The organism is Castellaniella sp. UC4447_H14 (genome assembly GCF_052978285.1).
Genome location: NZ_CM129666.1, coordinates 2,991,599 through 3,017,438, shown reverse-complemented (window position 1 = coordinate 3,017,438; position 25,840 = coordinate 2,991,599). Strand labels below are relative to the sequence as shown.

General features: G+C 63.0%; 23 protein-coding genes. 7 read left to right on the top strand and 16 right to left on the bottom strand.

Features of this window, described 5'->3' with window-relative positions:
* The first annotated feature begins 14 nt into the window (after positions 1-14).
* Together ACVCMJ_RS14520 and ACVCMJ_RS14515 are read left to right on the top strand one after the other, a co-directional pair.
* On the top strand, positions 15-467 hold the full coding sequence (locus ACVCMJ_RS14520; RefSeq protein WP_447082104.1) for a PaaI family thioesterase: 453 nt from the start codon (positions 15-17) through the stop codon (positions 465-467).
* Entirely contained in the window at positions 464-1,468 is a 1,005-nt protein-coding gene (locus tag ACVCMJ_RS14515; protein WP_447082103.1) for an LLM class flavin-dependent oxidoreductase, read from the top strand. Before ACVCMJ_RS14520 ends, ACVCMJ_RS14515 begins: the two co-directional genes overlap by 4 nt.
* Before the next feature lie 90 nt (positions 1,469-1,558).
* Here the strand turns inward: ACVCMJ_RS14515 and nadE are convergent, their stop codons facing one another.
* The 3 genes from nadE to ACVCMJ_RS14500 form a co-directional block, all read right to left on the bottom strand.
* Positions 1,559-2,359 carry an ammonia-dependent NAD(+) synthetase gene (gene nadE / locus ACVCMJ_RS14510; RefSeq protein ID WP_447082607.1) on the bottom strand — a complete coding sequence of 267 codons (801 nt, stop codon included), beginning with the start codon at positions 2,357-2,359 and terminating at the stop codon, positions 1,559-1,561.
* A 96-nt stretch (positions 2,360-2,455) separates the two neighbouring features.
* Positions 2,456-4,150 (bottom strand): dihydroxy-acid dehydratase, encoded by a 1,695-nt coding sequence (gene ilvD / locus ACVCMJ_RS14505; protein WP_447082102.1) that lies wholly within the window; start codon positions 4,148-4,150, stop codon positions 2,456-2,458.
* Positions 4,151-4,253: 103 nt separating this feature from the next.
* The gene (locus ACVCMJ_RS14500) at positions 4,254-4,955 is read right to left on the bottom strand and encodes a Crp/Fnr family transcriptional regulator (RefSeq protein ID WP_447082101.1); all 702 of its coding nucleotides are present in this window, start codon (positions 4,953-4,955) and stop codon (positions 4,254-4,256) included.
* 284 nt (positions 4,956-5,239) lie between these two features.
* Between ACVCMJ_RS14500 and ACVCMJ_RS14495 the strand changes: the two genes are divergently transcribed.
* Positions 5,240-5,929: a GntR family transcriptional regulator gene (locus tag ACVCMJ_RS14495; RefSeq protein ID WP_447082100.1), complete on the top strand. Its 690-nt coding sequence runs from the start codon at positions 5,240-5,242 to the stop codon at positions 5,927-5,929.
* Between the two features lie 72 nt (positions 5,930-6,001).
* Here ACVCMJ_RS14495 and ACVCMJ_RS14490 read toward each other — a convergent pair whose 3' ends face one another.
* From ACVCMJ_RS14490 to ACVCMJ_RS14430, 13 genes are all read right to left on the bottom strand, one after another.
* Complete coding sequence (locus ACVCMJ_RS14490; RefSeq protein ID WP_447082099.1) at positions 6,002-7,018, bottom strand: PdxA family dehydrogenase; 1,017 nt, start codon at positions 7,016-7,018, stop codon at positions 6,002-6,004.
* A 42-nt stretch (positions 7,019-7,060) separates the two neighbouring features.
* The gene (locus ACVCMJ_RS14485) at positions 7,061-8,131 is read right to left on the bottom strand and encodes an ABC transporter ATP-binding protein (protein WP_447082098.1); all 1,071 of its coding nucleotides are present in this window, start codon (positions 8,129-8,131) and stop codon (positions 7,061-7,063) included.
* Positions 8,132-8,192: 61 nt separating this feature from the next.
* Positions 8,193-9,884, bottom strand: coding sequence for an ABC transporter permease (locus ACVCMJ_RS14480; RefSeq protein WP_447082097.1), 1,692 nt, complete (start codon positions 9,882-9,884; stop codon positions 8,193-8,195).
* Between the two features lie 42 nt (positions 9,885-9,926).
* Positions 9,927-10,964 (bottom strand): ABC transporter substrate-binding protein, encoded by a 1,038-nt coding sequence (locus tag ACVCMJ_RS14475; protein WP_447082096.1) that lies wholly within the window; start codon positions 10,962-10,964, stop codon positions 9,927-9,929.
* 257 nt (positions 10,965-11,221) lie between these two features.
* Positions 11,222-12,595, bottom strand: a complete 1,374-nt coding sequence (locus tag ACVCMJ_RS14470; protein WP_447082095.1) for an MmgE/PrpD family protein — start codon at positions 12,593-12,595, stop codon at positions 11,222-11,224.
* 12 nt (positions 12,596-12,607) lie between these two features.
* On the bottom strand, positions 12,608-14,059 hold the full coding sequence (locus ACVCMJ_RS14465) for an MmgE/PrpD family protein (RefSeq protein WP_447082094.1): 1,452 nt from the start codon (positions 14,057-14,059) through the stop codon (positions 12,608-12,610).
* Positions 14,060-14,517: 458 nt separating this feature from the next.
* Entirely contained in the window at positions 14,518-15,450 is a 933-nt protein-coding gene (locus tag ACVCMJ_RS14460; protein WP_447082093.1) for an SMP-30/gluconolactonase/LRE family protein, read from the bottom strand.
* A 10-nt stretch (positions 15,451-15,460) separates the two neighbouring features.
* Positions 15,461-16,366, bottom strand: a complete 906-nt coding sequence (gene kdgD / locus ACVCMJ_RS14455; protein WP_447082092.1) for a 5-dehydro-4-deoxyglucarate dehydratase — start codon at positions 16,364-16,366, stop codon at positions 15,461-15,463.
* A 234-nt stretch (positions 16,367-16,600) separates the two neighbouring features.
* Positions 16,601-17,332, bottom strand: a complete 732-nt coding sequence (locus ACVCMJ_RS14450; protein WP_447082091.1) for a FadR/GntR family transcriptional regulator — start codon at positions 17,330-17,332, stop codon at positions 16,601-16,603.
* 77 nt (positions 17,333-17,409) lie between these two features.
* The gene (locus ACVCMJ_RS14445) at positions 17,410-18,684 is read right to left on the bottom strand and encodes a glucarate dehydratase family protein (RefSeq protein ID WP_447082090.1); all 1,275 of its coding nucleotides are present in this window, start codon (positions 18,682-18,684) and stop codon (positions 17,410-17,412) included.
* A 99-nt stretch (positions 18,685-18,783) separates the two neighbouring features.
* Positions 18,784-19,647, bottom strand: coding sequence for an ABC transporter permease (locus ACVCMJ_RS14440; RefSeq protein ID WP_447082089.1), 864 nt, complete (start codon positions 19,645-19,647; stop codon positions 18,784-18,786).
* 2 nt (positions 19,648-19,649) lie between these two features.
* On the bottom strand, positions 19,650-20,411 hold the full coding sequence (locus tag ACVCMJ_RS14435; protein ID WP_447082088.1) for an ABC transporter ATP-binding protein: 762 nt from the start codon (positions 20,409-20,411) through the stop codon (positions 19,650-19,652).
* 18 nt (positions 20,412-20,429) lie between these two features.
* Positions 20,430-21,446, bottom strand: coding sequence for an ABC transporter substrate-binding protein (locus ACVCMJ_RS14430; RefSeq protein ID WP_447082087.1), 1,017 nt, complete (start codon positions 21,444-21,446; stop codon positions 20,430-20,432).
* Between the two features lie 303 nt (positions 21,447-21,749).
* Between ACVCMJ_RS14430 and ACVCMJ_RS14425 the strand changes: the two genes are divergently transcribed.
* From ACVCMJ_RS14425 to ACVCMJ_RS14410, 4 genes are all read left to right on the top strand, one after another.
* Positions 21,750-22,922 (top strand): ABC transporter substrate-binding protein, encoded by a 1,173-nt coding sequence (locus tag ACVCMJ_RS14425; protein WP_447082086.1) that lies wholly within the window; start codon positions 21,750-21,752, stop codon positions 22,920-22,922.
* Positions 22,923-22,993: 71 nt separating this feature from the next.
* On the top strand, positions 22,994-24,073 hold the full coding sequence (locus tag ACVCMJ_RS14420; protein WP_447082085.1) for an ABC transporter ATP-binding protein: 1,080 nt from the start codon (positions 22,994-22,996) through the stop codon (positions 24,071-24,073).
* Positions 24,070-24,945, top strand: coding sequence for an ABC transporter permease (locus tag ACVCMJ_RS14415; protein ID WP_447082084.1), 876 nt, complete (start codon positions 24,070-24,072; stop codon positions 24,943-24,945). The genes ACVCMJ_RS14420 and ACVCMJ_RS14415 overlap by 4 nt, the downstream gene beginning before the upstream one ends.
* 63 nt (positions 24,946-25,008) lie before the next feature.
* Positions 25,009-25,815 (top strand): ABC transporter permease, encoded by an 807-nt coding sequence (locus ACVCMJ_RS14410; protein ID WP_447082606.1) that lies wholly within the window; start codon positions 25,009-25,011, stop codon positions 25,813-25,815.
* Positions 25,816-25,840 lie beyond the last annotated feature (25 nt).

Genomic DNA, 25,840 nt, shown 5'->3' with positions numbered 1-25,840 from the left:
GGAACTTGCAGACCATGAATACGACCGCCGAACCGACACCCACCGATGCTCTCCACGCCCGCATCCAACGGGACTTCGACCGTTCGGGGCTCATGAAGCAGCTTGGCGCCCAACTGGCGCAGGTCTTGCCGGGTGAAGTCACCATCGTGCTGCCCTACTCCCCCGGCGTCACCCAACACCTGGGCTACTTTCACGCGGGCGCTACGACGGCCATCGCCGACACCGCGGGCGGCTTTTCCGCCATGACGCTCACCCCTGACGATCAGACCGTGTTGTCGGTGGAATTCAAGATCAACTTCATGGCGCCCGCTCAGGGCGAATCCCTGGAGGCCGTGGGCCGCGTCCTCCGGCGCGGGCGCACGATCACCGTCGTGCAGATCGACGTCTACGCACTGAACGCCGGCGAGCGTAAATCCGTGGCGCTCATGCAGCAAACCATCATGAACCTCCCGTTGCCCCCCGCATGAGCGCATCCATTCCCTTTTCCGTCCTGGATCTGGCGCCCATCAACGAAGGCGGCAGTGCGCGTGAATCTTTCGCCCACTCGGTGGATCTGGCCCAGCACGCCGAGCGATGGGGCTACCGGCGCTACTGGATGGCGGAGCACCACGGCATGCCGGGCATCGCCAGCGCCGCCACTTCTGTGCTGATCGGCCACGTGGCAGGCGCAACCCGCAGCATCCGTGTGGGGGCGGGTGGCATCATGCTGCCCAATCATGCGCCCATGGTCATCGCCGAACAATTCGGCACGCTGGACGCGCTTTATCCGGGCCGCATCGACCTGGGCCTGGGCCGGGCGCCCGGCTCGGACCAGGCGACTGCCCGCGCCCTGCGGCGCACGCTGGCGTCGGACCCGGATGCCTTCCCGCGGGACGTATCGGAACTCATGGACTACTTCGACGGCTGCGGCCCGGTGGCGGCCGTACCGTGCGCAGGGGCCGACGTCTCGGTGTGGATTCTCGGTTCCAGCCTGTTCGGCGCGCAGCTTGCGGCCTACCTGGGGCTGCCCTACGCGTTCGCCTCGCACTTCGCTCCGGCCCAGATGATGGAGGCCATCGCGCTCTATCGGGCGCGCTTCAAGCCGTCCCGCCATCTGGACAAACCGCACGTCATGCTGGGCTACAACGTCTTTGCAGCCGATACGGACGACGAAGCCCGCTTCCTGGCCACGTCGTGGCAACAGTCATTCATCAATCTGCGCACCGGGCGGCCCAGCCGGCTGCCGCCCCCCTTGCGTGGCTACGCTGAATCGCTGCCGCCCGTCGCACAGCAGCTGTTGGACCACATCCTGTCATGCACGGCCATCGGCGGTCCCGATACGGTAGCCGCGCAGATGCAGGCCTTTCTGGACAAGACGCAGCCTGACGAACTCATCGTCACCTGCAATATGTACGATCACGCCGCACGGCTGCGGTCATTCGACATCGTGGCCCAGGTGCATGGACAGGCCCAAGCGGGCGAACGGTAAAGGGAAAGCGGAGCACAGCCCACACCAAGGCCGGCGCCCACCGCACTATCGGCGGCAATCCGGCAATCGCCACAGGGCGCCGGCAGGACGTCAGGGAGCCACCGGCAATGCGCGCTTGTGGGCGCTGCGCCGCCACGTCTCCACGATGATATCGAACACTTCAGGCGGTACGTCCCTGCCCTCGAGGAAGTCGTCGATCTGCTCGTAGGTCACGCCAAAGGCGTCTTCGTCGGGCTTGAGCGGTTTGAGCAGTTCCAGGTCCGCCGTCGGGACCTTGTAAACCAGTGTGTCTGGCGCGCCCATGAGCTGAGCCAGCGCGCGCACCCGCCGCTTGTTCAAGCCGGCCAACGGCGTCACATCCGCCGCGCCATCGCCGAATTTGGTGAAGAAACCCATCAGCGATTCGGCCGCGTGATCGGTGCCGATCACCAGGCCATGGCGAGCGCCGGCTACGGCATATTGCGCAATCATGCGCTGACGCGCCTTGATGTTGCCATGCAGGAAATCCCGGTGGGCGTCATCGCGAAAGGCGTGACCAGCCGCTTCGAGGGACGCCAGCATCGCGTCCGCCGCCGGCTTCACGTCCACGGTCAGGAGTTCGTCGGGCCCGATGACCTGCAGACAGGCCTGAGCGTCCGCCTCGTCCAGTTGGGATCCGTAGGGGAGACGCATGGCGACGAAGCGCACGTCGGCACCCCGGCTGCGCACCTGCTCTACGGCACGCTGAGACAGGCAGCCCGCTGTGAGCGAGTCGACCCCGCCGCTGATGCCCAGCACCAGGGCGCGAGCCCGGGTGCTATGCAGCATCTCGGCCAGGAAATCCACGCGGCGCGCGAGCTCGATCCGCGCATCAAAGACCTCGGTCACATCCAGCGCCAGCCGGATCTGCATCTGTAGCGCCTGTTGTTCGGGATTCAGCAAGGAAATCTCCTGGAACGCAGTCGGGCGGCCATCGTCCCGGACCGGGACGACGCCGAGACCGCGCAATCAGCTTCTGTCTTCAAAACGATCCAGTACGGCCCCCGTGCTGGCATCCGAGCAATTGAACGCGAACTTCGCCTGCACACCGCGCGTGTAACGCGGCGCCGGCGCCTTCCAGGCTGCCCGCCGCTTCGCAATCACATCATCGGGCACGTTCAATTGCAGCAACTGCTGGTGCGCATCGATGGTGATGGAATCGCCGTCTTCCACCAGCGCAATCGTGCCGCCCGTCGCCGCCTCCGGCGCGACGTGGCCGACCACCATGCCCCAGGTGCCACCCGAAAAGCGGCCATCGGTGATCAAGCCGACCGAGTCGCCCAGGCCTTCGCCGACCAGCGCGCTGGTCGGAGCCAGCATCTCGGGCATGCCCGGACCGCCCTTGGGGCCCAGATAGCGCAGCACCATCACATCGCCCTTGTGGATCTTGCCGCCCAGGATGGCATCCATGGCGGACTGCTCATCCTCGAAGACCCGCGCGGGGCCCGTCATCACCGGGTTCTTCAGACCAGTGATCTTGGCCACCGCGCCACGCGTGGCCAGATTGCCCTTCAGGATCGCCAGGTGGCCCTGCTTGTACAGCGGGCGGTCGATGGGATGAATCACGTCCTGGTCGGGACTGGGCGCATCCGGCACATCGGCCAGCACTTCGGCGATCGTCTGCCCGGTGATCGTGATGCAATCCCCATGCAGCAGCCCGGCCTTCAACAGGATCTTCATGACCTGCGGGATCCCGCCGGCCTTGTGGAAATCCACCACCAGATACTTGCCGCTGGGCTTCAGGTCGCAAATGACCGGAACCTTGCGTCGCATGCGTTCGAAATCGTCGATGGTCCATTCCACCCCGGCCGCATGCGCGATCGCCAGGAAGTGCAGGACCGCATTGGTCGATCCCCCGACCGCCATGATGACCGCGACGGCGTTTTCGAGGGCCTTGCGCGTCACGATGTCGCGCGGCTTCAGATCCAGCTCGACCGCCTTGAGCAGCACCCGCGCGGATTCGGCCGCCGAATCGATCTTTTCCTGGTGCACGTTGGCCATGGTCGAGGAATACGGCAGGCTCATGCCCATGGCCTCGAAAGCCGAGCTCATGGTGTTGGCCGTGTACATGCCGCCACAGGAACCGCTGCAGGGAATCGCGTGCGTCTCGATCTCGTGCAGATTTTCCACAGACATGCGGCCCGCGGCATGCTCGCCCACCGCCTCGAAAACGCTGACGATATTGAGATCCTGGCCACAGTATTGGCCCGGCAGGATCGTGCCCCCATATACATAGATGGACGGTACGTTGGCCCGCAACATGCCCATCATTCCGCCCGGCATGTTCTTGTCGCAGCCCCCAATGACCAGCGCCCCATCCATCCACTGGCCCTGTACACAGGTTTCCACGCAATCCGCAATGACCTCGCGCGATACCAGGGAATATTTCATCCCCTCGGTTCCCATTGCCATGCCATCGGAAATCGTCGGTACGCCAAACACCTGGGGATTGCCGCCGGACGTCTTCACGGCTTCGGCCGCCGCATCGGCCAGCGGCTGCAGGCCGCTGTTGCAGGGCGTGATGGTGCTCTGGCCGTTGGCGATACCGATCATCGGCTTGCCGAAATCCCCCTCGGTGTAACCCAGGGCGTAGTACATCGAACGGTTTGGCGCACGCGCCACACCTTGCGTGATATGAGAAGAACGCAAAGGCTTCTTGGACATGGGGATCGTCTCCGGTATTTCAGTTTCAGCAAAGAGTGTTTCAGTGTAAGGCTTGTGACGCGGAGCGGGCGATTTCACGCCGACCGTTGCCGTTCATTGGATCTCAGAAGCTGCGGCGGACCGACTGTGCCAGCGCCTCCAGGACTTCGGGATTCCGGATGGCCCACTCGCGACGCGCGCCGGCCAGCATTCCCTGGTCCACCCAATCCGCCAGCAAACGGCTCAGCGTCTCGGCACGCACCCCCAGGTGCAGGGCCAGCTGGCGCTGTGTCAAGGGCAGGCGAATCGCCCCGGTGGCATCGGCCTGGCGCAACAGATAGTCGGCCAGGCGCTGGGCAGCCGTGCTGTCGCTGATCCATTCGACCTCATTGATCCGATGATAGACGCGATCGCTCAGGCGGGTGAGCAGCCGCATGGCCAGCTCAGGCCAGAACCGGCAGGATTCCAGCAGCCCCTCGCGCTTCAGACACAGCACCACCGCATCGCCCCGTGCGCGAGCCTGCATGGGATAGCGGCCATGGCTCATGAACATGGCGGTCTCGGCCAGGAGCTGCCCGGGCTGAAAAATATGGAAGACCCGGTCCTGGAGGTCGCGCGTACGGCGCAGCACCTCTACCTCGCCGCTGTGGACGTACAGGTACTCGATGGCCTCTTCGCCCTCGCGAAAGAGCGTCTCACCGTCCTGGATATGCAGTGTCGCCGCACCGCGCAACAGAATGGCCGCCACGTCCGTCGGCACGTCCTGAAACAGCGGGTGCCCCAGAACCTGGGCGGGAGAATCCTCTTTCGGAGCGGGCTTGATCATGTCTTCATCATACAAAAAACCGCTTTATGATGAATGGCTTCCCGCCGTGACAGACCCAGACCCGCATGCCGCGCCGGAACAGGCTCTCGCGCGCGGCGACCGCTGGGGGGAACACGGTCGAGGCACCTCGGCTGGCAGACCCGCGGCAGTGTAAAATGGGCGGGTCGGGCCTGCTGCCGTGCTGTCTGGCGCGAAGACAGCGGCCTGATCCGGCCGCACACCCTTTCTTTCCCCTATCGTCTATGGCATCCAGAGATGCGCTCCACGACCGCGACGACGCTCAAGTGAACGCAGACGACTTTGATCTGCCGTTGCGGCCGGTGTCGCTCGCCGACCGGGCCTACCAGCGCATCGAGGCCCTCATCCTGTCTGGCAGGGTCAAGGGCGGGGAGCGGCTGATCGATGCGAATCTCGCGAAGGCACTATCTGTCAGCCGCGGGCCGGTGCGCAATGCGCTGGCGCGGCTGGCCGAGGCCGGGCTGGTGGAAACCGTTCCCTACCGTGGCACGTTTGTCCGCACGATCGATTACGACGATGTGATGGAGATCTACGAGGTGCGGGCGGCTGTGGAGCGCGCCGGGGTGATGGCAGCCAGCCGCAACATGACGCCCGAGGTGCTGGCGCGGCTCAAGCGGCTCGCCTCGAACATGGACGACAGTTTCCGGCGTGGCGATACCGAGCAGTACTTCAAGATCAACCTCGCCTTTCACGAGCTGATTCATCAGACCAGCGGCAATCGGCGGCTGCTCGAACTGTACGAGCGCTACACGCGCGAACAGAAACTGTTCCGCCATTTCGCCCTGACCAACGGCGGCATCGAGGACTCCAACAAACAGCACTTGCGGATCATGCAGGCGCTGGAAGACGGCGACGAGGAACGGGCGGGCCGCGAAATGGAAATCCACGTGCTGTCGGCCAAACAACGGCTGGAACAGTCGGTGGCCAGCATCAAGGACGAATATCTGCCTGCGTGACGGCTGGGTGTACCGGCCGATAGCCCAGCCGAGCACCCCGCGCCACCGGCGCCCCGATACACCGCCCCGCCATCAGACGGGCGCGATCGACTTTCGGTAGGACGCGACCCGAGCTGCAATGGTCAACGCCTGTGCCAACGCGCCCGTGTCGGCCTGGCCCCGGCCGACAATGTCGAAGGCCGTCCCATGGGCGGGGGTGGTAAAGACCACCTTCAGGCCCGCCGTCATGGTCACGCCGCGGTTGAACCCCAGCAACTTGGTGGCGATCTGCCCTTGATCGTGGTACATGGTGACCACGCCATCAAACTCGCCCCGCTGAGCCCGCATGAAGATCGTATCGGCCGGGACGGGTCCGGTGCACTGGACGTGCTCGCTGCGGGCCGCCTCGATCGCCGGCATGATGAGGCGGGACTCCTCGTCGCCAAACAGTCCCCCTTCGCCGCCATGCGGGTTGAGTGCCGCGATCCCCAGCCGCGGCGACTGCGTGCCCATCGCTTTCAGCGACTCATTCGCCAGCCTGATCGCCTGCAGGATCCGGTCCTTTGTCACCAGGTCCAGGGCCTCGCGCAGGCTCACATGCGACGTGACCCGGAAGGTGGAAAACTCGCGGATGATGTTCATTTCGCCAAAGAAACCGGCGTGATGCGTGAGGTGCGCGAATAGCTGATGTTCATCGTGAAAATTCCAGCCGCCCCGATGCAAGGCCGCCTTGTTCAGCGGCGCGAAGGAGACGGCGTCGATCGCACCGGACAGCGCCAGCTTCACGGCATATTCCAGCGTCTGGCCCACCGCGCGGCCCGACGCCGGGGACACCTGTCCGCGAGCGGCCTCGGCGGGGTCCAGCGGCGAGAAATTCAACAGAGGGATCGCAGGGTCATCCCAGTCAATCTCCGGCACCGTCCGGTATTGCCGAACCGGCAGCGCCACACCTGCGTCCCGGGCCCCCAGGCTCAGCACCCGGGGATCTCCAATGACCACGATGTGCGCTTGCGGCGCATCCCCGCTCGCCAGGAGCCGGGCACAGATCTCAGGCCCTATGCCCGTCATGTCGCCCAGCGTGAGGCCGATAACCGGTAACGCGTTCACCATGTGACTCACTCCTGATGGTTCAGAACAGTCGGCCGCGCCCGGCTATTCAGCCAGCGCTCGGCAACCCTGCGGCGGCATATGGATCCAGACCGTCTGGCCGGGCGCCATCTTGACACGCGCCGATACGACCGCCCTCACCTCGCCGCCATTGACGAGATCCACGACATAATCACGGGTCGCCCCCAGATACGATTGACGCCTCACCACTCCGGCCACCCAGTTGGGATCGTCCGGAGAATCCGGTCGTACCGACGCCAGTTCCACATTCTGGTAGCGGACAGACACCAGCGTATCGCCCGCAGCGACAAACTCGCCCGAAGCGCAACGCAAGGCCATCCCGTGGCCGCAGTCCACCGTGTCACCGCCATCCCACTTGCCGCGAAAAATATTGGTGCCGCCGATGAAACGCGCCACGAACTCATTGCGCGGCGCCCCGTAGATCTCTTCCGGTGTGCCAGCCTGCCGGATGACGCCCCGGTCCATGACCACGATGAGATCGGCCGTCGTCATGGCCTCCGACTGGTCGTGCGTCACATAGACGGTCGTATAGTGAAACTCGTCATGCAGGCGCCGGATCTCGAAGCGCATCTCCTCGCGCAGGTTGGCATCCAGATTGGACAAAGGCTCATCGAGCAACAACGTCCTGGGCTCGACCACCAGAGCCCGCGCAAGAGACACTCGTTGCTGCTGTCCTCCCGAGAGCTCGCCCGGATACCGCGCCGACAGCTCCCGCAGATGCGTCATATCGAGAACGGTCTCGGCGCGCTGGCGGATCTCGGCCGCCTTCAGATTGCGCAGCTTCAGACCATAGGCCACGTTGTCGTAGACGGTCATATGGGGCCACAGCGCGTAGCTCTGGAAGATCATGGACATGCCGCGACGGTCGGGACTGAGAGTCGCATGGGCCGAAGACATTTCGAGCCCATCCACCGTGATGGTCCCGCCGTCGGGTGTTCCGAAGCCCGCGATCAGCCGCAGCGTCGTGGTCTTTCCGCATCCCGACGGCCCCAGGAGACAGACGAGCATCCCTTTCTCGATGGACAGCGACAGACCATCGATGACGGTGAGCGGCCCATAGCGCTTCGTCAGACTTGATATCTCCAGAAATCCCATTTGTCTTCTCCGATTCTTGTCGTTTGCGGCCGCGCTTTGGCGTCGATGCGAGGGTCCGGACTTACTTGGCCAGCCGCTGCCTGAGCGGGTCATTTCCAGTGGTGTATGTGGCGAGCCATATGATGAGGAACGAGATCGTCAACAGCAGAATTCCGAGGACCGAAATGGATCCGAGCCGATTCATCTCATTCAGGTCATAGATCATGACGGAGATCAGCTTGGTATTCGCGGTCGTGAGCAGGATGGCCGCCGACAGCTCCCGGATCGTGCCGACGAAAACGAAAGACCAGGTCGCCACCACGCTGGCTCGAAGCAATGGCCCGAGGATGTGCAGCAAAGTGCTCAGCCGATTTTCTCCCAGGATGCGGGCCGCATCTTCGAGTTCGGTATGCACGCCTTTCAAGGCCGTGAGCATCTGCTGGTAGGCCGCCGGCAACGCGATCGCGGTGAAGGCGAGCAGAAGGATCCACAGGGTTCCATACAGTCGGAATGCGGGCTGCGTGTAGGCAATGAAGAAGCCCACGCCCAGGACGATGCCGGGGATGGCAATGGGCACCGTCGCGAGTATCTCCAGAAACCGCGCGCCGCGCACGGCCTTGCGCGAGACCATATAAGCGACGAGCGTGGCAATCACGGTGGTGATGGTGGCGGTCAGGATGCCGAGGAAGAAAGTGTTCCAGATGGCCAATCGCGTATCGGACAAGCCGAAGAAAACCGCTTTGATGTGAACGAGCGTCAGGTTGCTCCAGGTAGGCAGGTCCGTCACGAACGGCGTGACGGCCGTTTTCAGGAGCGCGAGATAGGGAATGATCACGGTCAGCGAGACGACGCAGAACGCAAACAGAGTAGCGAGAGGTTTCCAGTGCCTCAACAACGTGATGCGGGCGACTCCGCTCTTGCCGCCCAGGACCGTATAGCCTTTTCGCCCCAACACCACGCTCTTGCCCTGAAGCAGCAGGATCGCCACCAGCAACAGCGGCAACGAAGCCGCCGACGCGAGATTCAGATCAGGCGGGAATTGGAAGAAGCTCCAGATTTTGGTGGTCGCCACATCAAAGCCGGCCGGCAGGGCGAGGATAGCTGGCGCACCAAACATGGTGAGCGCTTGCAGCATGGCAATCAGGCTGCCCGCCAGCAAGGCCGGCAGCACCAAAGGGATCGTGACTTTGCGCAGTGTCACGTAGGGGTGGGCGCCCAGAATGGAGGAGGCCTCCTCAAGGTCGGTAGGCACCCGGTCCAGAGCGTTGGCCACCAGCGTATACACATACGGGAAGGTATAGCAGGAGATGACGAATATCAGCCCCCATATCGTGTAGATATTGACGATATGCTCGCCGCGCGGCTGCCCCGTGTAATAGCGAAACAGCTCATTGATCAGGCCGCTGTTGGGCGCCGCCAGGATTTCCCATGCGATGGCCCCGAGAAACGGCGGGGTGACGAAAGATGCCATGACCAGGATGCGAATCAAGCGCCGCGCCGGCAAATCGGTCCGGGACGTGCACCACGCCAGCGGCACCGCGATCACGCAGCAAAGAATCCCCGTACCCACCGCAATGATGACGGAATGCCAGAACGCTTCCAGGATGGAAGGGTCCGTGACCAGGCCGGCGAAGTTGGCGAAGGTGAAGGCTCCGCCATCTTCAGTGACGCTGTAATAGGCGATCCACAATAGCGGCATCAGAACGAGGAACCCGAGCGCTGCCGCCAGCACGTAGGAGGTCGGTCGAAAAAGGTCGACTCCTGGTCTCAGCATCTCAGATTCCCCGCGTCCGCCCGCCTGTTTCGCCGTTATCGATCAACCGCCAAAGTACTTCGAATAAGTGGCCTTGATGGTCTTGACGTGCCGCTCCATGTCGGCGGGATTCGCATGCAGCAGCTTGATCTTCGACAAAGGCATACGGTCGGGTTTTTCCTTGACGTTCGGGTTGAAGGAACGCAGCCCTCCTACATCGCTCAGCAATTGCTGCGCGGGCTGTGAAAACAGATAGCTGTAGTACAGGCGCGCCGCGTTCAGATGCGGGGCGTCCTTGAAGACGGCCGCATTGCCTTCCACCAGCGACGAGCCCTCCTTCGCGTAGACGGGCTTGATCGGCTGGCCGGCTTCCATCAGGGTGAAGAGCACGTACTCGTTGCCGTCGGCCATGATTTCACGCTCGCCGATGGCCACCTTCTGCGGCGGCACCGTCGCCGACTGGACTTGCAGGACGTCCTGCTTGCTGAGCTTCTCGAAATAGTCCCAGCCCAGCAGCTTGCTCAGGACATAGGTGTCGGTCATGATGGAGCCGCTGTACGACGGGTGCGCCTTCACGATCTTGCCCTTCCATTTCGGATCGAGCAGGTCGCGGTAGCTCTTGGGAGCGTCCTCGCTCTTGACCAGCTTGGTGTTGTAACCGATGACATTCAGCGTGGCGCGCACAACCGCGTAATAGCCATCCTTGTCCTTTTCGGCGGCCGGCCATTGCGTGAGGTCCTTCGGAACGACTGGCGTGATCCAGCCCTTGCTCTTGAAATAGACGAAATTCATCGGATCGGAGGATTCGATGACATCGGCGTTATGGATGTTGGCATTGTGTTCCTGGAAAATCCGCTGGAAATTCCGTTCGGCGCCCGATCGCTCCACCTGCACCTTGATGCCGGGATACTTCGCTTCGAACGCCTGTGCCAGACGCTCGGCCGCCTTGAGCTCGATGGCCGTATAGAACACGACCTTGCCTTCTTTCTGGGCGGCACTGATCAGTTGCGGCGTCACCTCATAAGGCGCGGGCGCCTGGGCCCAGGCGCCGGCTGAACAGCCGACGAGCGCGGCGAGCAAGCCCGCGGAAAGTCCTTTCATTGACAACATTGATGTCTCCTTGTTCATGCGCACTCCCGGCAATCGCGCGTCGGGCCTCTTCAGGCCACGAGATCGGCGCAATGGGGAGAATGGCAATTTCAGTCGGTCTTGGTTCTTGTATTGAATGGACGCGAGCCTTCACGAAGATTATTCCCAAAGCCCTCCGATTGGTGAATGACGAGAAATCCTGGCCCTCTCCGGCTCGGACCGGACCGCCATGCGGCGGGGACAGAGACGGCGCGAGATCCGCGGGTGCATCACGGTCTTGCGTTCGCGAGCAGCCCCGCAATGTCGGACCGATCGGCCATCTGCCAGACACTGGCCCTGAGGGCTGCAGCCTTGTTCGCGCCCAGCACCGGTTCCACCAGTGCATCGAACTTGGCGCCCAGCATGGCGTCCGACATGGGATGTTCGAGGCTGCCGACCGCATGATCGACATGCTCGTGGAATTTCCGCCCATCCTTGCAAACAACGGTCACATCGGCTGCCGCCTCGTCAATATTGTCGTCCACGGCCACAACGATCTTTCGCCGCAGGGCTACGACGTCATTCCGGTTGACGACCGCATCCGAATATTCGGCTTCACCGGCCCGACCGAACATCAGGCCGACGGCACAACTGTGGTAGACGCTGAACTTGCCCTCCAACCCGCTGCGCGGTTCCTTTTTGCCGGTGAGTTCGAGCACGAGGCCATGGACCTTGAGAGTGACCGCCTCGATATCCCCGGGCTTCAGGGCATGCGCGTTCCGGATGCGGATGCAGCCATCGATGCTGGGGTGGATGACGATGCCGCAGGCAAATGGCTTGAAGGCGTTCAGCGCGATCTCGAACCGCTCCCCGAGCGCTTCCGTGATCTCGGTCCAGTCCACCTTGGCCGAGATGGTCTGAGCGTAACCCCGGGCAGCCTCGATGGCTCTTTCGGAAGCTGTGAAACCGTGGCGGGCCATCAGCGCCGACATCAGTCCCGCCCGGGCCGCAGCCCCGGGATGCATGGGCTTGGTCATGCTGCCGAACTGTTCGCGGAAGCCCACCGGCTGCGATGCCGCAATTCCCAGCGCCATGACGGTCCGCTCCACATCCAGCCCCAGCATGCGGGCACAACCCGCCGCCGCGCCAAACATTCCGGTGCTGCCAGTGATGTGCCAGCCCCGATCATAATGATCGGGGTACATCATATTGCCGATCCTGCACGACACATCGATGCCGACCACCAGGGCATCGAGCAGTTGCCGCCCCGACGCCCCCGTTTTTTCGGCCAGCGCCAGAAGAGCGGGGGCCACAGGCCCGGCGGGATGGATGATGGTTTTCAGGTGTGTGTCGTCGAAGTCGAAGGTGTGCGACGAAATTCCGTTCAGAAAGGCCGCACCGGCGATATCGGCGCGCTCGCTTCGCCCCAGCACGGTCGCCTGAGGAGACGGGTCGAGTTCCTGTACAGCGGCCAGTGCGGCTCGCAGAGTCGGGTGGTTGGCGGCGCCGATGCTGCATCCCATCCAGTTCAGAAATGTCCGGTGGGCGGCGCTCTCGACGTCGTCGTTCCAGCCTTTCGAAGGGTGATTCACGACGAACTCGGCCAGTTGCCGCGTCACCGGAGGAGCATCCTTCTGCGCCTTGACGGAAGTATTGATGGTCATTGTCGTTCTCTCCTATTCCCGAATCTCTCTTGCCGGGCCGCGGCACAGCGCCAGCAGGGTGCAGACATCATCCAGAACCTCGAGATGCCGCACGACCTCGATGATTTCTTCGGTGCGACGGCTCTCCCAGCGTGCGAATTCCGCGCACCCGCGAAACTTGTCGGCCACTTCGTCATAGCTCATGGGATGCTGCGGACTTCCCTTCCCAAAATCGGCGACGCCGCGGATATGCCGTCCATCCTTCATCCGGATGTCCAGGATGGTCGTCATCTTGTCGTAGCCCGCCGCCTCCGCATCGGGATGCACGCGAAAGTTCACCTTCTCGATCCAGGCCTTGACGTCGGGACGGTTGACCACTTGATCGGTAAATTGCGGCAGGCCCGCGCGCCGCTCCAGCAGCAGGATGGCCATGCAGAATTCCATGGAAAACTTGGCCTGCAGGTGCGTCGTTGGCCGGTGATGAATCAGCGCGTTGGGCATGTGTTGATTGGTGCCCACATCGATCGATTCCACCCCTTCGGGCTTGATGTCGTGTTCCAGGACCAACTCAAGAAATTTCGTCATCCCGGGATGCGTCAGCGAACCCGAGGGAAACGGCTTGATCGAGACCCCGGGATCCAGGAACGTCCAGGGATCGCCGAGTTTGCCCGAGATCGCCCGCGGGTCGAAGCCGCCGCCGGCCGCCCGAAAAAAGCCCCGCCCCGCCTCGAGAATCTTGTCCGTGGCCGTCCACCCCAAGGCTGCGAAGTCCGCCGCAACAACGCCGCTTTCCGCGGCGCGTCCGGCGTGGAAGGGCTTGGTCATCGTGCCGAAGTTCTCTCGCAGGCCGGCCGACTGGCTGCCCGCGATCGCGAGCGCGTGCGCCGTTTGCGCCGGATCCAGACCCTTGAGCCGAGCGACGGCGGCTGCAGCGGCGAAGGGGCCGCACGTGCCCGTCGAATGAAACCCCTGCTGGTAATGGCGGGGATTGATCGCTTCGGCAATCTTGCACTCGACCTCGACGCCGATGTTGTAGGCCGCCATGGCCTCCCGGCCGCTCGCATGCAGCACTTCAGCTGTCGCCAACACGGCGGGCAACGACGGCGCCGTCGGGTGCGTGAGCAAACCATAGACGCGATCCTTGCCGCTCGCGAGCTGCGTGTCGTCGTAATCGTCCGCGTGAATCGCCACGCCATTGGCAAAGGCGGCAAACCGGGTCGGCGCCCGCAGCGTGGTTCCAATCACCGTGGCTTCGCTGCATCCCTTGATTTTCCTCAGATACGCATTCACTAGCGCGCCGGACTCCGCCACGGAGCCGGCCAGTGCGAGGCCGATCCCGTCCAGAATGGATTTTCTGGAAACGTCCAGGAGCGCGGGCGGCAAGTCGGCGGAAGCCGTGTCGGTGGCAAAGTGCGCGACCTCCCGCGTCAGTCCCGGGATCTCTGAAAAGTCGTTCAGGTTTCGAATGGGTGCGGACGAGCTCATGAGCCTGGAGTCTCCATTGAATGGCGAACGGTGGATTGGAAAGGCGGACGGGACTGCATCAGCGGCCGCTCCGGCGACCGGCACCCGCACAGGACTTGACGGGTAGCACGAACCGAGGCCGGTAGACCCCGGAACTCGACAGCCAGGCGGCTCGCTGCTGGTTTGATTCCACACGCTTCCATGCCGCCGAATCCCACGCCCGCCCCAGCTATCGATTGTGTTGGTCCAGTGATGCCAATGCGGCGCCACAGAACCGCAATCAGGCTGCAATTATCAAATTGAGACTGTCATCTGTCAACTGTATCCAGTTCACAATTAAGCAAAAGTGCCCGTCCAGCGGTCCATCGGACGCATGGCGAAAAGAGCTCGCAAATGGAATCGGGGGCGGCAGACATGGAGATCCACGTCGGAATCGCCACGGGTGATTCGCGAAATGGCCTGGAAGCGTAGGACCGCCGCTATGCGCGGGAGCGCCCCGAATATTCGGGTTCCTCGATCCCTTGCACGCCCGGCCGCAAAGCGAATACGGCACCATCCGGCGCCTCCGGCGCAGCTCCCGGCAGGCGGATCGTGGTGACGAACAGCGTAGCCAGGTCCGGCCCGCCAAACGCACACATCGAGGGTTTGGCCACCGGCACGCGCAGGCTGCGATCCAACTGTCCAGCCGGTGTGTACCGATGAACCAGGCCGGCATCATTGCCAGCGATCCAGTAGCAGCCATCGACATCGATCGCCGCACCATCCGGACGGCCGCCCGGCAACGCCCGGATGAACATCCGGCGGTTGCGGGGCACGCCTTCGTCCGTGTCATAGTCGAACGCCCAGACGCACTGGCGCCGGGGATGCGAGTCGGACAGATACATGGTTTTCCCGTCCGGGCTGAACGCAAGGCCGTTCGGCGTCAGGAAATCATCGAGCATCCGGTCAAGCCGTACGGTCGGACCCCATCCCTGCAAGCGATACAGAGCGCCCGCCGGCGCTGCCAGCGACATGTCCATCACCATGGACCCTACCCAAAGGCGGCCTTGTCTGTCGCAGCGGCCGTCGTTGAAACGCATGCCGGCGCGGTCGTGCTCCACGGGCACGACCCGGTCCGCCGACACCGCGCCATCCGGCCCCGGCCCCAGGTGGTAAACCCCATCTTCCATTGCACCCAGCCAGCCTCCGGCCACTGTCGGCGCAATGCAGGCGAGCTGCTGCTGGAACTGCCAACTCTGATGCTGCTGATCCGCCATCCGCCACCGATGCAGCCGGCCCTCCGGGATGTCGACCCAATACAGCGCCTGTTCCGCCGAACGCCAGACGGGGCTCTCACCCGTCTGGCAGCGCAGGCCCAGGATAGGCTCCGCACCGGGAGTGCCCGGCGCAGCGAATGGTCGCGCGGAAGACACGCCCGAATGCTCAGAGCGCTTCGATGATCTTGCGCAGGTCGGCTTCCTCGCCCGCCGTGAGGTCGCTCAAGGGCGCGCGCACCGGACCGGCGGGATGACCCACGATCCGTGCGCCGGCCTTCACGATACTGACGGCATAGCCGGGCTTGTGCTTGCGGATCTCGAGCAGCGGCAGGAAGAAGGTGTCCAACAGATGGCCGATCGTCGCGTCATCGCCCGCCTTCACGGCGGCGTAGAACTTCATGGCAGCGTCAGGAACGAAGTTGAACACAGCGGAGGAATACACCGGCACGCCCAGCGCTCGATAAGCCTGGGCGAACACCTCGGCGGTCGGCAACCCGCCCAGATAGGCCAGCCGGTCGCCGAGGCGGCGATGCACGCGCACCATATTCTCGATGTCCCCCACGCCGTCCTTGAAACCGATGAGGTTCGGACACTGATCGGCGACCTGCTCCAGCACATCGGCCTGCAACCGGCACTGGCCGCGGTTATAGAGGATGACGCCAATGTCCACCGAATGACAGACTTCGATGACGTGGCGGGCAATGCCGTCCTGAGGCGCGTCGGTCAGGTAGTGCGGCATGAGCAGCACACCGGCTGCGCCCTTGCGCTGGGCCTCGCGGGCAAACGCAATGGCGGTGCGGGTCGGGCCGCCTGCGCCCGCCAGGATGGGGGTGTGCCCCTCACATGTCTTGACCGCCGTTTCCACGACGCTGGAGTACTCGTCCAGTGTCAGCGAAAAGTATTCGCCCGTGCCGCCCGCGGCAAACAGCGCCTTGGCACCGTAGGGCATGAGCCATTCCAGGCGCGCCTGATAGGACTTGGCGTTGAAGTCGCCATTGGCGTCAAAGTCCGTCACCGGGAAGGACATCAGGCCGTCGAGCAGGATTTTCTTCAGTTCTTGATGAGAGATCATGTAAATAGCGTCCTCAAAATGGGAGAGGAAGCGGCGGCCTCATCCCGATGGTGTCATACGTTATCATATGACATCGGACGACAAGCAGCAACACCCCTATCCGGAAGCTAGTGATTTCCCTAATCGGCCCACGCCGTTCTCTCCGACTGAGAGCATCGGAAAACTCATACGATGACTAAGCCAAGGCGCGACCCGCCGGGCCCAGCGCAGGCCCGCTGCGGGGACCCGTCCCCTTCAGGATTCCTGGACGGCTTCCTGGGCGCGGCGCAAACGCTCGCGACTGTTGGCCAGGTGCGTGCGCATCGCGGCGCGCGCAGCATCCGGATCCTTGCGCACGATCGCGTTGTAGATGTCTTCGTGCTCGAGGTGAACGCGGCTCAGGTAGCTTTCCCGATCGCCCTCGGCCAGCGAGGCGGAGTCCACCCGCGTACGGGGAATGATGGCTTTGCCGAGCTGCTTGAGGATATCGTGGAAATAGCGGTTGCCGGTTGCCGTCGCCACCAATAGATGAAACGCCACATCCGACGTCACGGCGTTGCCCGTTCTCTTGTGAATGTTCTCGGAAAACTCGTCCAGTATCGTCCGTAGCTGCTGGAGCTGTGCATCCGTGCGCCGCAACGCCGCCAGTCCGGCTGCCTCGGTTTCAAGGCTGATGCGCAGTTCAAGGATCGCCAGCACGTCCAGCATGGTCAGGATGCTTTCCGTGCGGATCCTCAGCTGCTGTTCGTTCTGGGGTTCCAGCAGGAACGTGCCGATGCCATGCCGTGTCTCGACCAGGCCGGCCGCCTGCAACCGCGAGATCGCCTCGCGGATGACAGTGCGGCTGACACCAAAAGCGTCCATGAGCTCGGACTCCGTGGGCAGTTTCTCGCCCACATGGAACTCGCCGCTACGGATGCGTTCGGAAAGCGCAGACACCACAGTCTGGGTCAGGCTGCGCGAACGCCGAGCTGGTACAGTTGCCATGTGTCACCCTACAGGTTGGAGAGCGTCATCATACAGCGCGGCATATCCCGCCTCGTATGATGACGGACTATCTGATTTCAAAAACGTGGCACGCGGCCACTCCAGTCCGGCTGATACTTGCGCATCTGTGCGGCATCGTTGCGCGAACGAATGCCGCACTCCAGAAATTGTTCGTGCAGGCGTCGCAGGGCATCCTGATCGATGTCCACCCCCAGGCCCGGCGCATCACCGAGCACGATGGCCCCGTCGTGGAATCGAAGCTGGCCGCCACGGATCACTTCCTCGTCCGGATCCAGCCACGGATAGTGCGTATCGCAAGCGTAGCTCAGCAACGGCACGCTGGCCGCCAGATGCGACATGGCCATCAGACTGATGCCCAGGTGCGAATTCGAGTGCATGGACAATCCCATGCCGAACACTTCGCACATGCGCGCCAGCAACTGAGTCTCGCGCAGACCGCCCCAGTAATGGTGATCCGAAAGAATGATCTGGCAGCCGTTTGCCGCCACGTTCTTGCGAAACTGCGCCATGTCCGTCACCACCATATTGGTGGCGAGCGGCATGCCGCTGGCCCGATGCAGTTCCGCCATGTCGGCCAGCGTCGGGCACGGATCCTCGTAGTATTCCAGCAGGCCATCGAGCGCCTTGCCCATCTTGATGGCCGTGGGAAGCGACCAGTTCCCATTGGGATCGATGCGCAGCGGTTTGCCGGGGAAGTGGCGCGCCAGGGCTTGAATGCCGGCCACTTCCTGCTCCGGCGCGAGCACCCCGCCCTTCAGCTTGAAGCTGCCGAACCCATGACGGTCCACCATGGTCTGCGCCTGGATCACGAGCTGGTCCGGCGTCAGCGTCTCGCCCCAGGAGTCGGCCGGATAATCAGCATCGATATGGCGCGCGTATTTGAAGAACAGGTAGGCGCTGAAAGGGACCGCGTCGCGTACGCGGCCGCCGAGCAGATCCACCAGCGGCATGTTCAGCGAGCGCGCCTGCATGTCCAGCAGCGCGACCTCGAAAGCGGAGTACAGCTTCTGAGCGTTTTTCACCGGATCGGTACCCGGTGCCAGCAGAAACTCGGCGCCCGACTCCACGCGAGTCCCCGCGACGGCCTTTTGCACCCGCGACCGGAGACCGTTGAGATCGAACGGATCCAGCCCCACCAACTCGGGCTGCAGGGCCGAAGCGAGCTGCAGGAACGACGCGTCGCCGTAGGACTCGCCCAGACCGACGTGCCCTGTATCGCTCTCCAACTCGATGATGGAGCGCAGCGCATAGGGCTCGTGGATGCCGGCGGCGTTCAGCAGCGGCGGATCGCGAAAGGCAATCGGGGTGATCTTGACGGATCGCAACTTCATGAATACTTGTCCGGATGAGAAGGTAGATGGATAGGTGATCTGGGGATCGGCCCGCCAAGCCACCGTGGCTGCCTGGCACCTGGCTGGTCCGCAGGTTCCCTAGCTTTGCATGCCCCAGCGGCGCACGGTCTTTCGTTCAATCAACCGGAACACGATGTTTTCGACGAGCAAGCCAATGATGATGACGGTCAGCAGCCCCGCAAAAACGGCCGGGATATTCAGCAGATTTCGATTCTCGAAGATATACCAGCCCAAGCCGCCCTTTCCCGACGCCACCCCGAATACCAGTTCGGCCGCGATCAAAGTGCGCCACGCAAAGGCCCAGGCGACCTTCATGCCTGTCAGGATGGATGGAAAGGCGGCAGGGACCAGGATCTTCGCGACATAGCCCAGCCCGGTCAGCTCATAGTTGCGGCCTACCATGCGAAGCGTGTGCGAAACGGAGAGAAATCCGCCCTGGGTGTTGAGCGCCATGACCCAGACCACGGAGTGCAGCAGCACGAACACGATACTGGTGGCCCCCAGCCCGAACCACAACAGGGCCAGCGGCAGCAACGCAATCGCCGGCAGCGGATTGAACATCGCCGTCATGACTTCCAGGAAATCGGTACCGATCCGCGTGCTGATGGCGAGCACCGTGATCACCGCCGCGATGGCGATGCCCAGCGCGTAACCCATCAACAACAGGCGGATGGACGTCCATACCCGATCCAGCAGCACCCCGCTGCGGACGCTGTCCACGAAGGACACAAACGTATCCGACAGCGTCGGGAACAGAAGGTCGTTGTCGACCCAGCGTCCATAGGCCTGCCAGGCAACGGCCAGCACCAGGATGATCAGCGCTTTTCTCAGGAAGGTATTGCCCCAGAACTTCTGCCACGGCGACAGTTCCCGCCGCAGCACCAGGGGACGGCCGTTCGACACGTCTCCGGCTTTCCGCATCGTAATGGTGGCGTGACCCATGGTCATTCCTTTGCTGTTTCAGTGAAAAGCATGTCGTGGATCTCTTGTTCGAGCGATGCAGCGCTCCCGTCCATGGACGAAACAGAGTCCACGTCGCCGACCTCGGCCTTGACCTCGCCGGGGTGCGGCGACAGCAGCAGAATCCGGTTCCCGATGCGAATCGCTTCGGCGATCGAGTGCGTCACGAACATCACGGTGAAGTGCGTGTCCTCCCAAAGCTGCAGAAGCTCGTCCTGCATTTGCTGCCGGGTCAGGGCGTCCAATGCCGCAAAGGGCTCATCCATCAAGAGGATGTCCGGCTCCATGCCCATCCCGCGCGCGATCGCCACACGCTGCTTCATGCCGCCTGACAGCGTGTGGGTGTAGCTGTCGGCAAATTTCTCCAGATGAACTTTCCGGACATAGTTCATCGCCCTGTCGCGCGCTTCTTTTCGCGGCATCTTGCGCGCCACGATCAGCGGAAACATGACGTTTTCCACCACCGTCTTCCAGGGCAGCAGCTGATCGAACTCCTGGAAAACCATCATCCGATCGGCACCGGGGCGTGTCACCGGCTTGCCCTTGATCCGGATTTCTCCTTCGTCCGGCGTCAGATACCCCCCGACAGCCTTCAACAACGTGGATTTCCCGCACCCCGAGGGCCCGAGCAGCACGAACCGGTCGGCGCTGTTCACGCGGAAGCTCACCCTGTCGGTGGCCGTGACGATGCTGTCCTGAGTGCGGTAACGCAGCGTCACGGAATCGACTTCAAGCAGGTGCGGCATGGAGTTCCCCCGACAGAATCAGTTGCCGTTCAGCGACGCCGACACGGGCAGGAAATAGTCCGTCCACTTCGCGGGCTTGACCTTCAAGATTCCAACCTTGTGCATATGGTCGGCAAACTGCATGGACCCTGCGGGCGCCAGCCCGAAATCCATCATGCCAGGCTGCTTGAGAAGATCCATCAGTTCGTCCACACTGGTCTTGTCGCCGCTCAATTCGCGATAGATGTCCACCGCCTCACGAGTATGGGCCTTGATGTAGTCCACCGCCTCCTGGGAGGCTTGCAGAACGGCCTGGATGATCTTGGGGTTGGCGTCCGCGAACTTCGTGGTGGTGAACAGGGTAGACTGCGACAACCCGCCCTTCACGATATCGGACGAGCGAATGACGATATGCGCGTTGGGAACCGTCTTCAACTCGCGATAGGAGTACGGCGGGGCCCCGAAGTGAGAACCGACTTCGCCCTCGGGATTGGCGAGCATGGCGGCCGCATCCGGGTGCCCGAGCTGCACGGTATTGGCATCCAGCCGGGACCATTGATCCGCGCCAAAGATCTGCGCACTGGCCATCTGGAGCAGTAGCGCCTGCGTGGAGACACGCACCGTCGGCACGGCGATCTTGTCCTTCGGGCCATAATCCTTCAACGAATGGATCTTCGGATTGCGCGTGACCAGGTCTTCCGGCAAGGCCGAATTGGTGGCGATCCCCTTGACCTTGCCCTTGGTCCGGTCCCACAGCAGCAGCAGATTCCCCAGCCCGCTATTGACGATCTGGACATTGCCGGAGAGCAGCGCGTCCGTCGCGGCGCCGCCGCTGCTGAAGGTACGCCAGGTCACCTTCAGGCCCGGCACCCCGTCTTTAGCGGCAGCCTTGGCAATCAGGCCCTGCTTTTCCATGACCAGGGCGGGCAGATAAAGAATGCTCGGCTGCTTGGTGATCGTGATTTCGTGCGCTTCCTGAGCCTGAACCGCCAGCCCCGTGAAGGTTGCGGCTACGCACAACAGCGCGCCTGCGCCCACCCGTGATGCGAGTTTCATAAGGCCTCCGACCTATGTTGTCATACGACAAAATACTCTAGAACTGCGGGCATCGCCCGCCTATTAGGGAATGTACTAGTCGAAGTGAGTTCCTGACACATTACCTTTTAAATCAATGCATTACTGTGAAACGTTCTGCTCTCCAGCCAGCTCCGACGGGCTCATTTCCAGAAACATATTGCGCGTCTCGAGAAGCAGCTTATATGATGACTTATAAGGAAGGACCCTTGCGGCACCGTGGCGCCGGACCCATTCCGGATGGCCGGTTTCTTCCCCGCAGCGAACCTCACTAGGAGACATTCCATGAAAGGCATCAAACAGTCCCTGCGACTGGGACGATTGTCCGCGCTTGCAGGCGCCGTCACGCTGGCCTGCTCGGCGGCAACGGCGCAAGCGGCGCCCGTCGCACTGAACATCGTGGACGTGGCGGGCGACCTTGCCGTCACACAGAAAGCCCTGGAAGCCTTCCGCGACCAGAATCGGGACCTGGTGTCCAGCATGACCTTCACGAATGCGCCGGCGCCGCAGTTGCCCGGCAAGATCAAGGCCATGCAGAACGCCGGCCGCGCGGACATCGACCTGGTGCTGACCGGCACCGACGCCCTGGCCGCGGGCATCGAGCAGGGGCTGTGGATCAGGCTGCTGCCCGACCATGAAGATCTGTTCAAGGCGGACGTCGCCAGCTACCACCCCGCTGCCGCGAAGATGCAGAAACTGGCCCAGGGATACGGTCTCGAAGTCGCGTTCATGCAGTCCGGCCCCTTGCTGGAATACAACCCCAAGACGGTCAAGAACCCGCCCAAGACGCCCGAGGAACTGCTGAAGTGGTGCCAGGCCAATCCCGGCAAATTCCTGTATGCCCGCCCGGCCAACTCGGGGCCCGGACGCACGTTCCTGATGGGCCTGCCGTATCTGCTGCACGACAAGGATCCCTACGATCCCATCAACGGCTGGGACAACACCTGGAAGTTCCTGAAGCAATTGAACGACTGCGTGCCGTACTACCCGGGCGGAACCTCGGCCATCATGAAGGAACTGGGCCAGGGCAGCCGCGACATGACGGTCACCGTCACCGGATGGGATATCAACCCGCGTGCCTTGGGTATTGTGCCGGAGGACTTCAAGATCCAGCCTTTCGACAACTTCACCTGGGTGACGGACGCGCACTACATGGTGATCCCGAAGGGCGTTTCGGCTGAAAAGCAGAATGTCCTCTTCAAGCTCATGAACTTCATGCTGCAGCCCAAACAGCAAGCCATGACGTACGACGCCGGCTACTTCTACCCCGGCCCCGCCGTCGACAACGTGCCGCTGTCGGCTGCGCCGAAGGAAAGCCAGGACATCATCAACCGGTACGGCCGCCAGGAATATGCTTCCCTGACCACCAGCCGTCCCAGCGCCGTCCCGCTGGATGCCAAGGCCATGGTCGCCGCGTTCCAGAAATGGGACACCGAGGTCGGTGCGCTCAAGAAGTAAAGTGGCATGAAACGCCGCCCGCCCCCCCGAACCGCGGGGGCAGGCGGCCCGCATTCTCCGGATAACGCAACATGAACGAAACCTTCAAGCAGCTTCGCCTGGACGCCGTCGGCCGCAAATATCCCACCGCTTCCGGTTCGGCGGTCGCCGCCCTGAGCGATCTGAGCCTGAACATCCAGCGTGGTGAGTTCATTGCCTTGCTGGGGCCGTCTGGCTGCGGCAAATCCACCGCCCTGAACTGCCTGGCGGGCCTGACGGACCTGACCTCCGGCAGCATCTGGCTGGACGAAACCCGGATCGACACGCTGCCGCCCGAGCGCAGGGGCTTTGGCATGGTGTTCCAGAACTATGCACTGTTCCCCCACATGAGCGTGGAAAACAACGTGGGATTCGGACTGCGCATGCGCGGCGTGCGCAAGGCCGAAATCACCCAGCGCGTGGCCGCCGCGCTGTCGCTGGTGCAGCTCGAGGGCCACGCCAAAAAACTTCCCGGCCAGCTCTCCGGTGGCCAGCAGCAGCGCGTTGCCATTGCGCGCGCCATCGTGATCGAACCGCCCGTCATTCTCATGGATGAGCCGCTGTCCAATCTGGATGCCAAGCTGCGCGTCGAAATGAGGGCGGAAATTCGCCGGATCCACACCCAGCTCGAACGCGCCACCATTTACGTGACGCACGACCAGGACGAAGCGCTGTCCATGGCCGATCGTATCGTGGTGATGCGCACCGGCAGCGTGCAACAGGTCGGCACGCCGCGCGAAGTGTACGGGCGCCCCCACAATCTGCACGTGGCCCGCTTCATGGGCTACCGCAACGTACTGCCTTTCCAGGTCCTCCGCCAGGAAGGCGACCGGCTCACGCTGCAAAGCGGATCCACCGTCCTGGGCGGAACATCCCTGTCCGTGCATGAAGGCACCCGGGATGTCGCAGTCGCCATGCGGCCGGATGATTTCGAACTGGCCGGCGAGCACGACGACAACAGCCTGGCCGCCACCGTGAAATCCATGGAATTTGGCGGGCGCACATCGCTGCTCGTCGTCGCCACCGAGATCGGTGACCTGTTCACCCGGCTGTCGGGCCAATTCGAAACGGGCGACAAGCTACGCCTGCGCATTCCCGTTGACCGCACGCTTGCCTACGCGGAGGCCGTATGAGCGCAGCGAGTGCCTTGCCGGCGCCCAGGGCGGACCGTCGCGGCTGGCTGGCCGCGCCGGCAGTGCTGGTGCTGCTGGCGCTCTTCGTGTATCCCTTTCTGTACGGGGTGGTGATTTCCTTCCAGCCAATGGAAGGCGGGCGCTTCTGGTCCAATTACGCGCACTTTTTCAGCACCGCGACGCAATGGGGCACGCTCTGGACGACGTTCAAGCTGGCCGCGCCGGCCACGCTCATCAACGTGGCGATGGCCGTACCGGTCGCCTTTGCCCTGCGCCGCAACAGCCGCTCGCAGCGAATCGTGACGACGCTGCTGGTCATCCCCATCACGCTGGGCACCGTGCTGATCGCCGATGGCATGCTGACCTTTTACGGTCCCTCCGGCTGGTTCCCGCAGATCATCCACGCGCTGGGGCTGTACGACGGCGAGATCCGGTTGACCCATAACTACTGGGGTGTACTGATCTCGCTGATCATCTCGGACTTCCCGTTCGTCTTTCTGCTGACACTCTCGTATATCTCCGGGATCGACCCCACGCTGGCGAAAGCCGCCGGCACGCTGGGCGCCGGCGCCTGGCAACAGTTCCGGCTGATCTACCTGCCGCTGCTGGTGCCCGGCCTGAGCATGGCCGCCGCGCTTTCATTCGTGCAGACCTACGCCGTGTTCCCATCGGCCATCCTGCTGGGCGCGCCGGCGGGTCCCACCCGCGTCATTTCCATCGCCGCCTACGAGGCCGCCTTCGAACAATATGACTACGGCATGGCCTCGGCCATCGCGATCGTCATGGGCTTCGTGCAGCTCCTGATCGTGGGCGCCATCTTCGCATTCCGCCAGGCGTTCTACTCCGGCCCGGCAACCAGCGGCAAGGGGTGACATATGTCGACACTCAATCAATATGCCCCCGGAACCGCAAGGCGGTGGGGCTGGCTGTGGCGGATGACCATCTGGACGTTGATGGGGTTCTTCCTGCTGAACGTCGTCTTCATGATCCTCACCGTGGTCGTGGACTCGGTGGCGACGCGCTGGTTCGCCACTTTGCTGCCCGAAGGCTTCACGCTGCATTGGTACGCCCAGGCCTGGAACGAGTTCCAGCTTTCACACATCCTCCTCGTGACCCTGGAAGTCGTGGCCTCCGTGGTCATCCTCTCCATCCTGCTGGGAGTACCGGCCGCGTATGCGCTCGCACGGGCGAAATTCCCCGGCAAGCGGCTGGTCCTGCTGCTCATCCTGATCCCCATGCTGGTGCCCTCCGTCACCTACGGCATCCCCATGGCGACGGCCTTCTACAAGGCAGGAGTGGGCGGAACGCTGCTCGGGGTGATCCTCGCGAACCTGGTCCCGGCGCTGCCTTTCGTGATCCTCGTCATGACACCCTTCATCGAGCAGATCGATCCCAGCCTGGAATCGGCGGCCCGCATTTTTGGCGCACGGACCTTCCAGTATTTCCGTTTCGTGCTCATGCCGCTCTTGGTGCCCGGCATGCTGGCCGCGGGCCTGCTGGTCCTGGTACGCACGATAGGGCTGTTCGAACTGACCTTCTTCACCGCCGGGCCGGATTCGCAGACGCTGGTGGTGGCCCTGTACTATGCCGTGTTCTCCTCGGGGGTGCGGGCGCCCCAAGCCATCGATGCCATGGCAATGATGTACATGGCCATTACGCTGGTCTGGGTGCTGATCGCACTGCGGTTCGTCAGTCCCACCCAACTGGTCAGCCGCGTCAAGGAGGCGCCCCGCGAGGCCTGACGCCGAAACGGGCCACTGACACAAT

Excerpts from the sequence above, each read along its gene's own strand:
- ACVCMJ_RS14520 (WP_447082104.1), top strand. The coding sequence starts at position 15 with ATGAATACGACCGCCGAACCGACACCCACCGATGCTCTCCACGCCCGC.
- ACVCMJ_RS14515 (WP_447082103.1), top strand. The coding sequence starts at position 464 with ATGAGCGCATCCATTCCCTTTTCCGTCCTGGATCTGGCGCCCATCAAC.
- nadE (WP_447082607.1), bottom strand. The coding sequence starts at position 2,359 with ATGCAGATCCGGCTGGCGCTGGATGTGACCGAGGTCTTTGATGCGCGG.
- ilvD (WP_447082102.1), bottom strand. The coding sequence starts at position 4,150 with ATGTCCAAGAAGCCTTTGCGTTCTTCTCATATCACGCAAGGTGTGGCG.
- ACVCMJ_RS14500 (WP_447082101.1), bottom strand. The coding sequence starts at position 4,955 with ATGATCAAGCCCGCTCCGAAAGAGGATTCTCCCGCCCAGGTTCTGGGG.
- ACVCMJ_RS14490 (WP_447082099.1), bottom strand. The coding sequence starts at position 7,018 with ATGGTGAACGCGTTACCGGTTATCGGCCTCACGCTGGGCGACATGACG.
- ACVCMJ_RS14485 (WP_447082098.1), bottom strand. The coding sequence starts at position 8,131 with ATGGGATTTCTGGAGATATCAAGTCTGACGAAGCGCTATGGGCCGCTC.
- ACVCMJ_RS14480 (WP_447082097.1), bottom strand. The coding sequence starts at position 9,884 with ATGCTGAGACCAGGAGTCGACCTTTTTCGACCGACCTCCTACGTGCTG.
- ACVCMJ_RS14475 (WP_447082096.1), bottom strand. The coding sequence starts at position 10,964 with ATGAAAGGACTTTCCGCGGGCTTGCTCGCCGCGCTCGTCGGCTGTTCA.
- ACVCMJ_RS14470 (WP_447082095.1), bottom strand. The coding sequence starts at position 12,595 with ATGACCATCAATACTTCCGTCAAGGCGCAGAAGGATGCTCCTCCGGTG.
- ACVCMJ_RS14465 (WP_447082094.1), bottom strand. The coding sequence starts at position 14,059 with ATGAGCTCGTCCGCACCCATTCGAAACCTGAACGACTTTTCAGAGATC.
- kdgD (WP_447082092.1), bottom strand. The coding sequence starts at position 16,366 with ATGATCTCTCATCAAGAACTGAAGAAAATCCTGCTCGACGGCCTGATG.
- ACVCMJ_RS14450 (WP_447082091.1), bottom strand. The coding sequence starts at position 17,332 with ATGGCAACTGTACCAGCTCGGCGTTCGCGCAGCCTGACCCAGACTGTG.
- ACVCMJ_RS14445 (WP_447082090.1), bottom strand. The coding sequence starts at position 18,684 with ATGAAGTTGCGATCCGTCAAGATCACCCCGATTGCCTTTCGCGATCCG.
- ACVCMJ_RS14440 (WP_447082089.1), bottom strand. The coding sequence starts at position 19,647 with ATGGGTCACGCCACCATTACGATGCGGAAAGCCGGAGACGTGTCGAAC.
- ACVCMJ_RS14435 (WP_447082088.1), bottom strand. The coding sequence starts at position 20,411 with ATGCCGCACCTGCTTGAAGTCGATTCCGTGACGCTGCGTTACCGCACT.
- ACVCMJ_RS14430 (WP_447082087.1), bottom strand. The coding sequence starts at position 21,446 with ATGAAACTCGCATCACGGGTGGGCGCAGGCGCGCTGTTGTGCGTAGCC.
- ACVCMJ_RS14425 (WP_447082086.1), top strand. The coding sequence starts at position 21,750 with ATGAAAGGCATCAAACAGTCCCTGCGACTGGGACGATTGTCCGCGCTT.
- ACVCMJ_RS14420 (WP_447082085.1), top strand. The coding sequence starts at position 22,994 with ATGAACGAAACCTTCAAGCAGCTTCGCCTGGACGCCGTCGGCCGCAAA.
- ACVCMJ_RS14415 (WP_447082084.1), top strand. The coding sequence starts at position 24,070 with ATGAGCGCAGCGAGTGCCTTGCCGGCGCCCAGGGCGGACCGTCGCGGC.
- ACVCMJ_RS14410 (WP_447082606.1), top strand. The coding sequence starts at position 25,009 with ATGACCATCTGGACGTTGATGGGGTTCTTCCTGCTGAACGTCGTCTTC.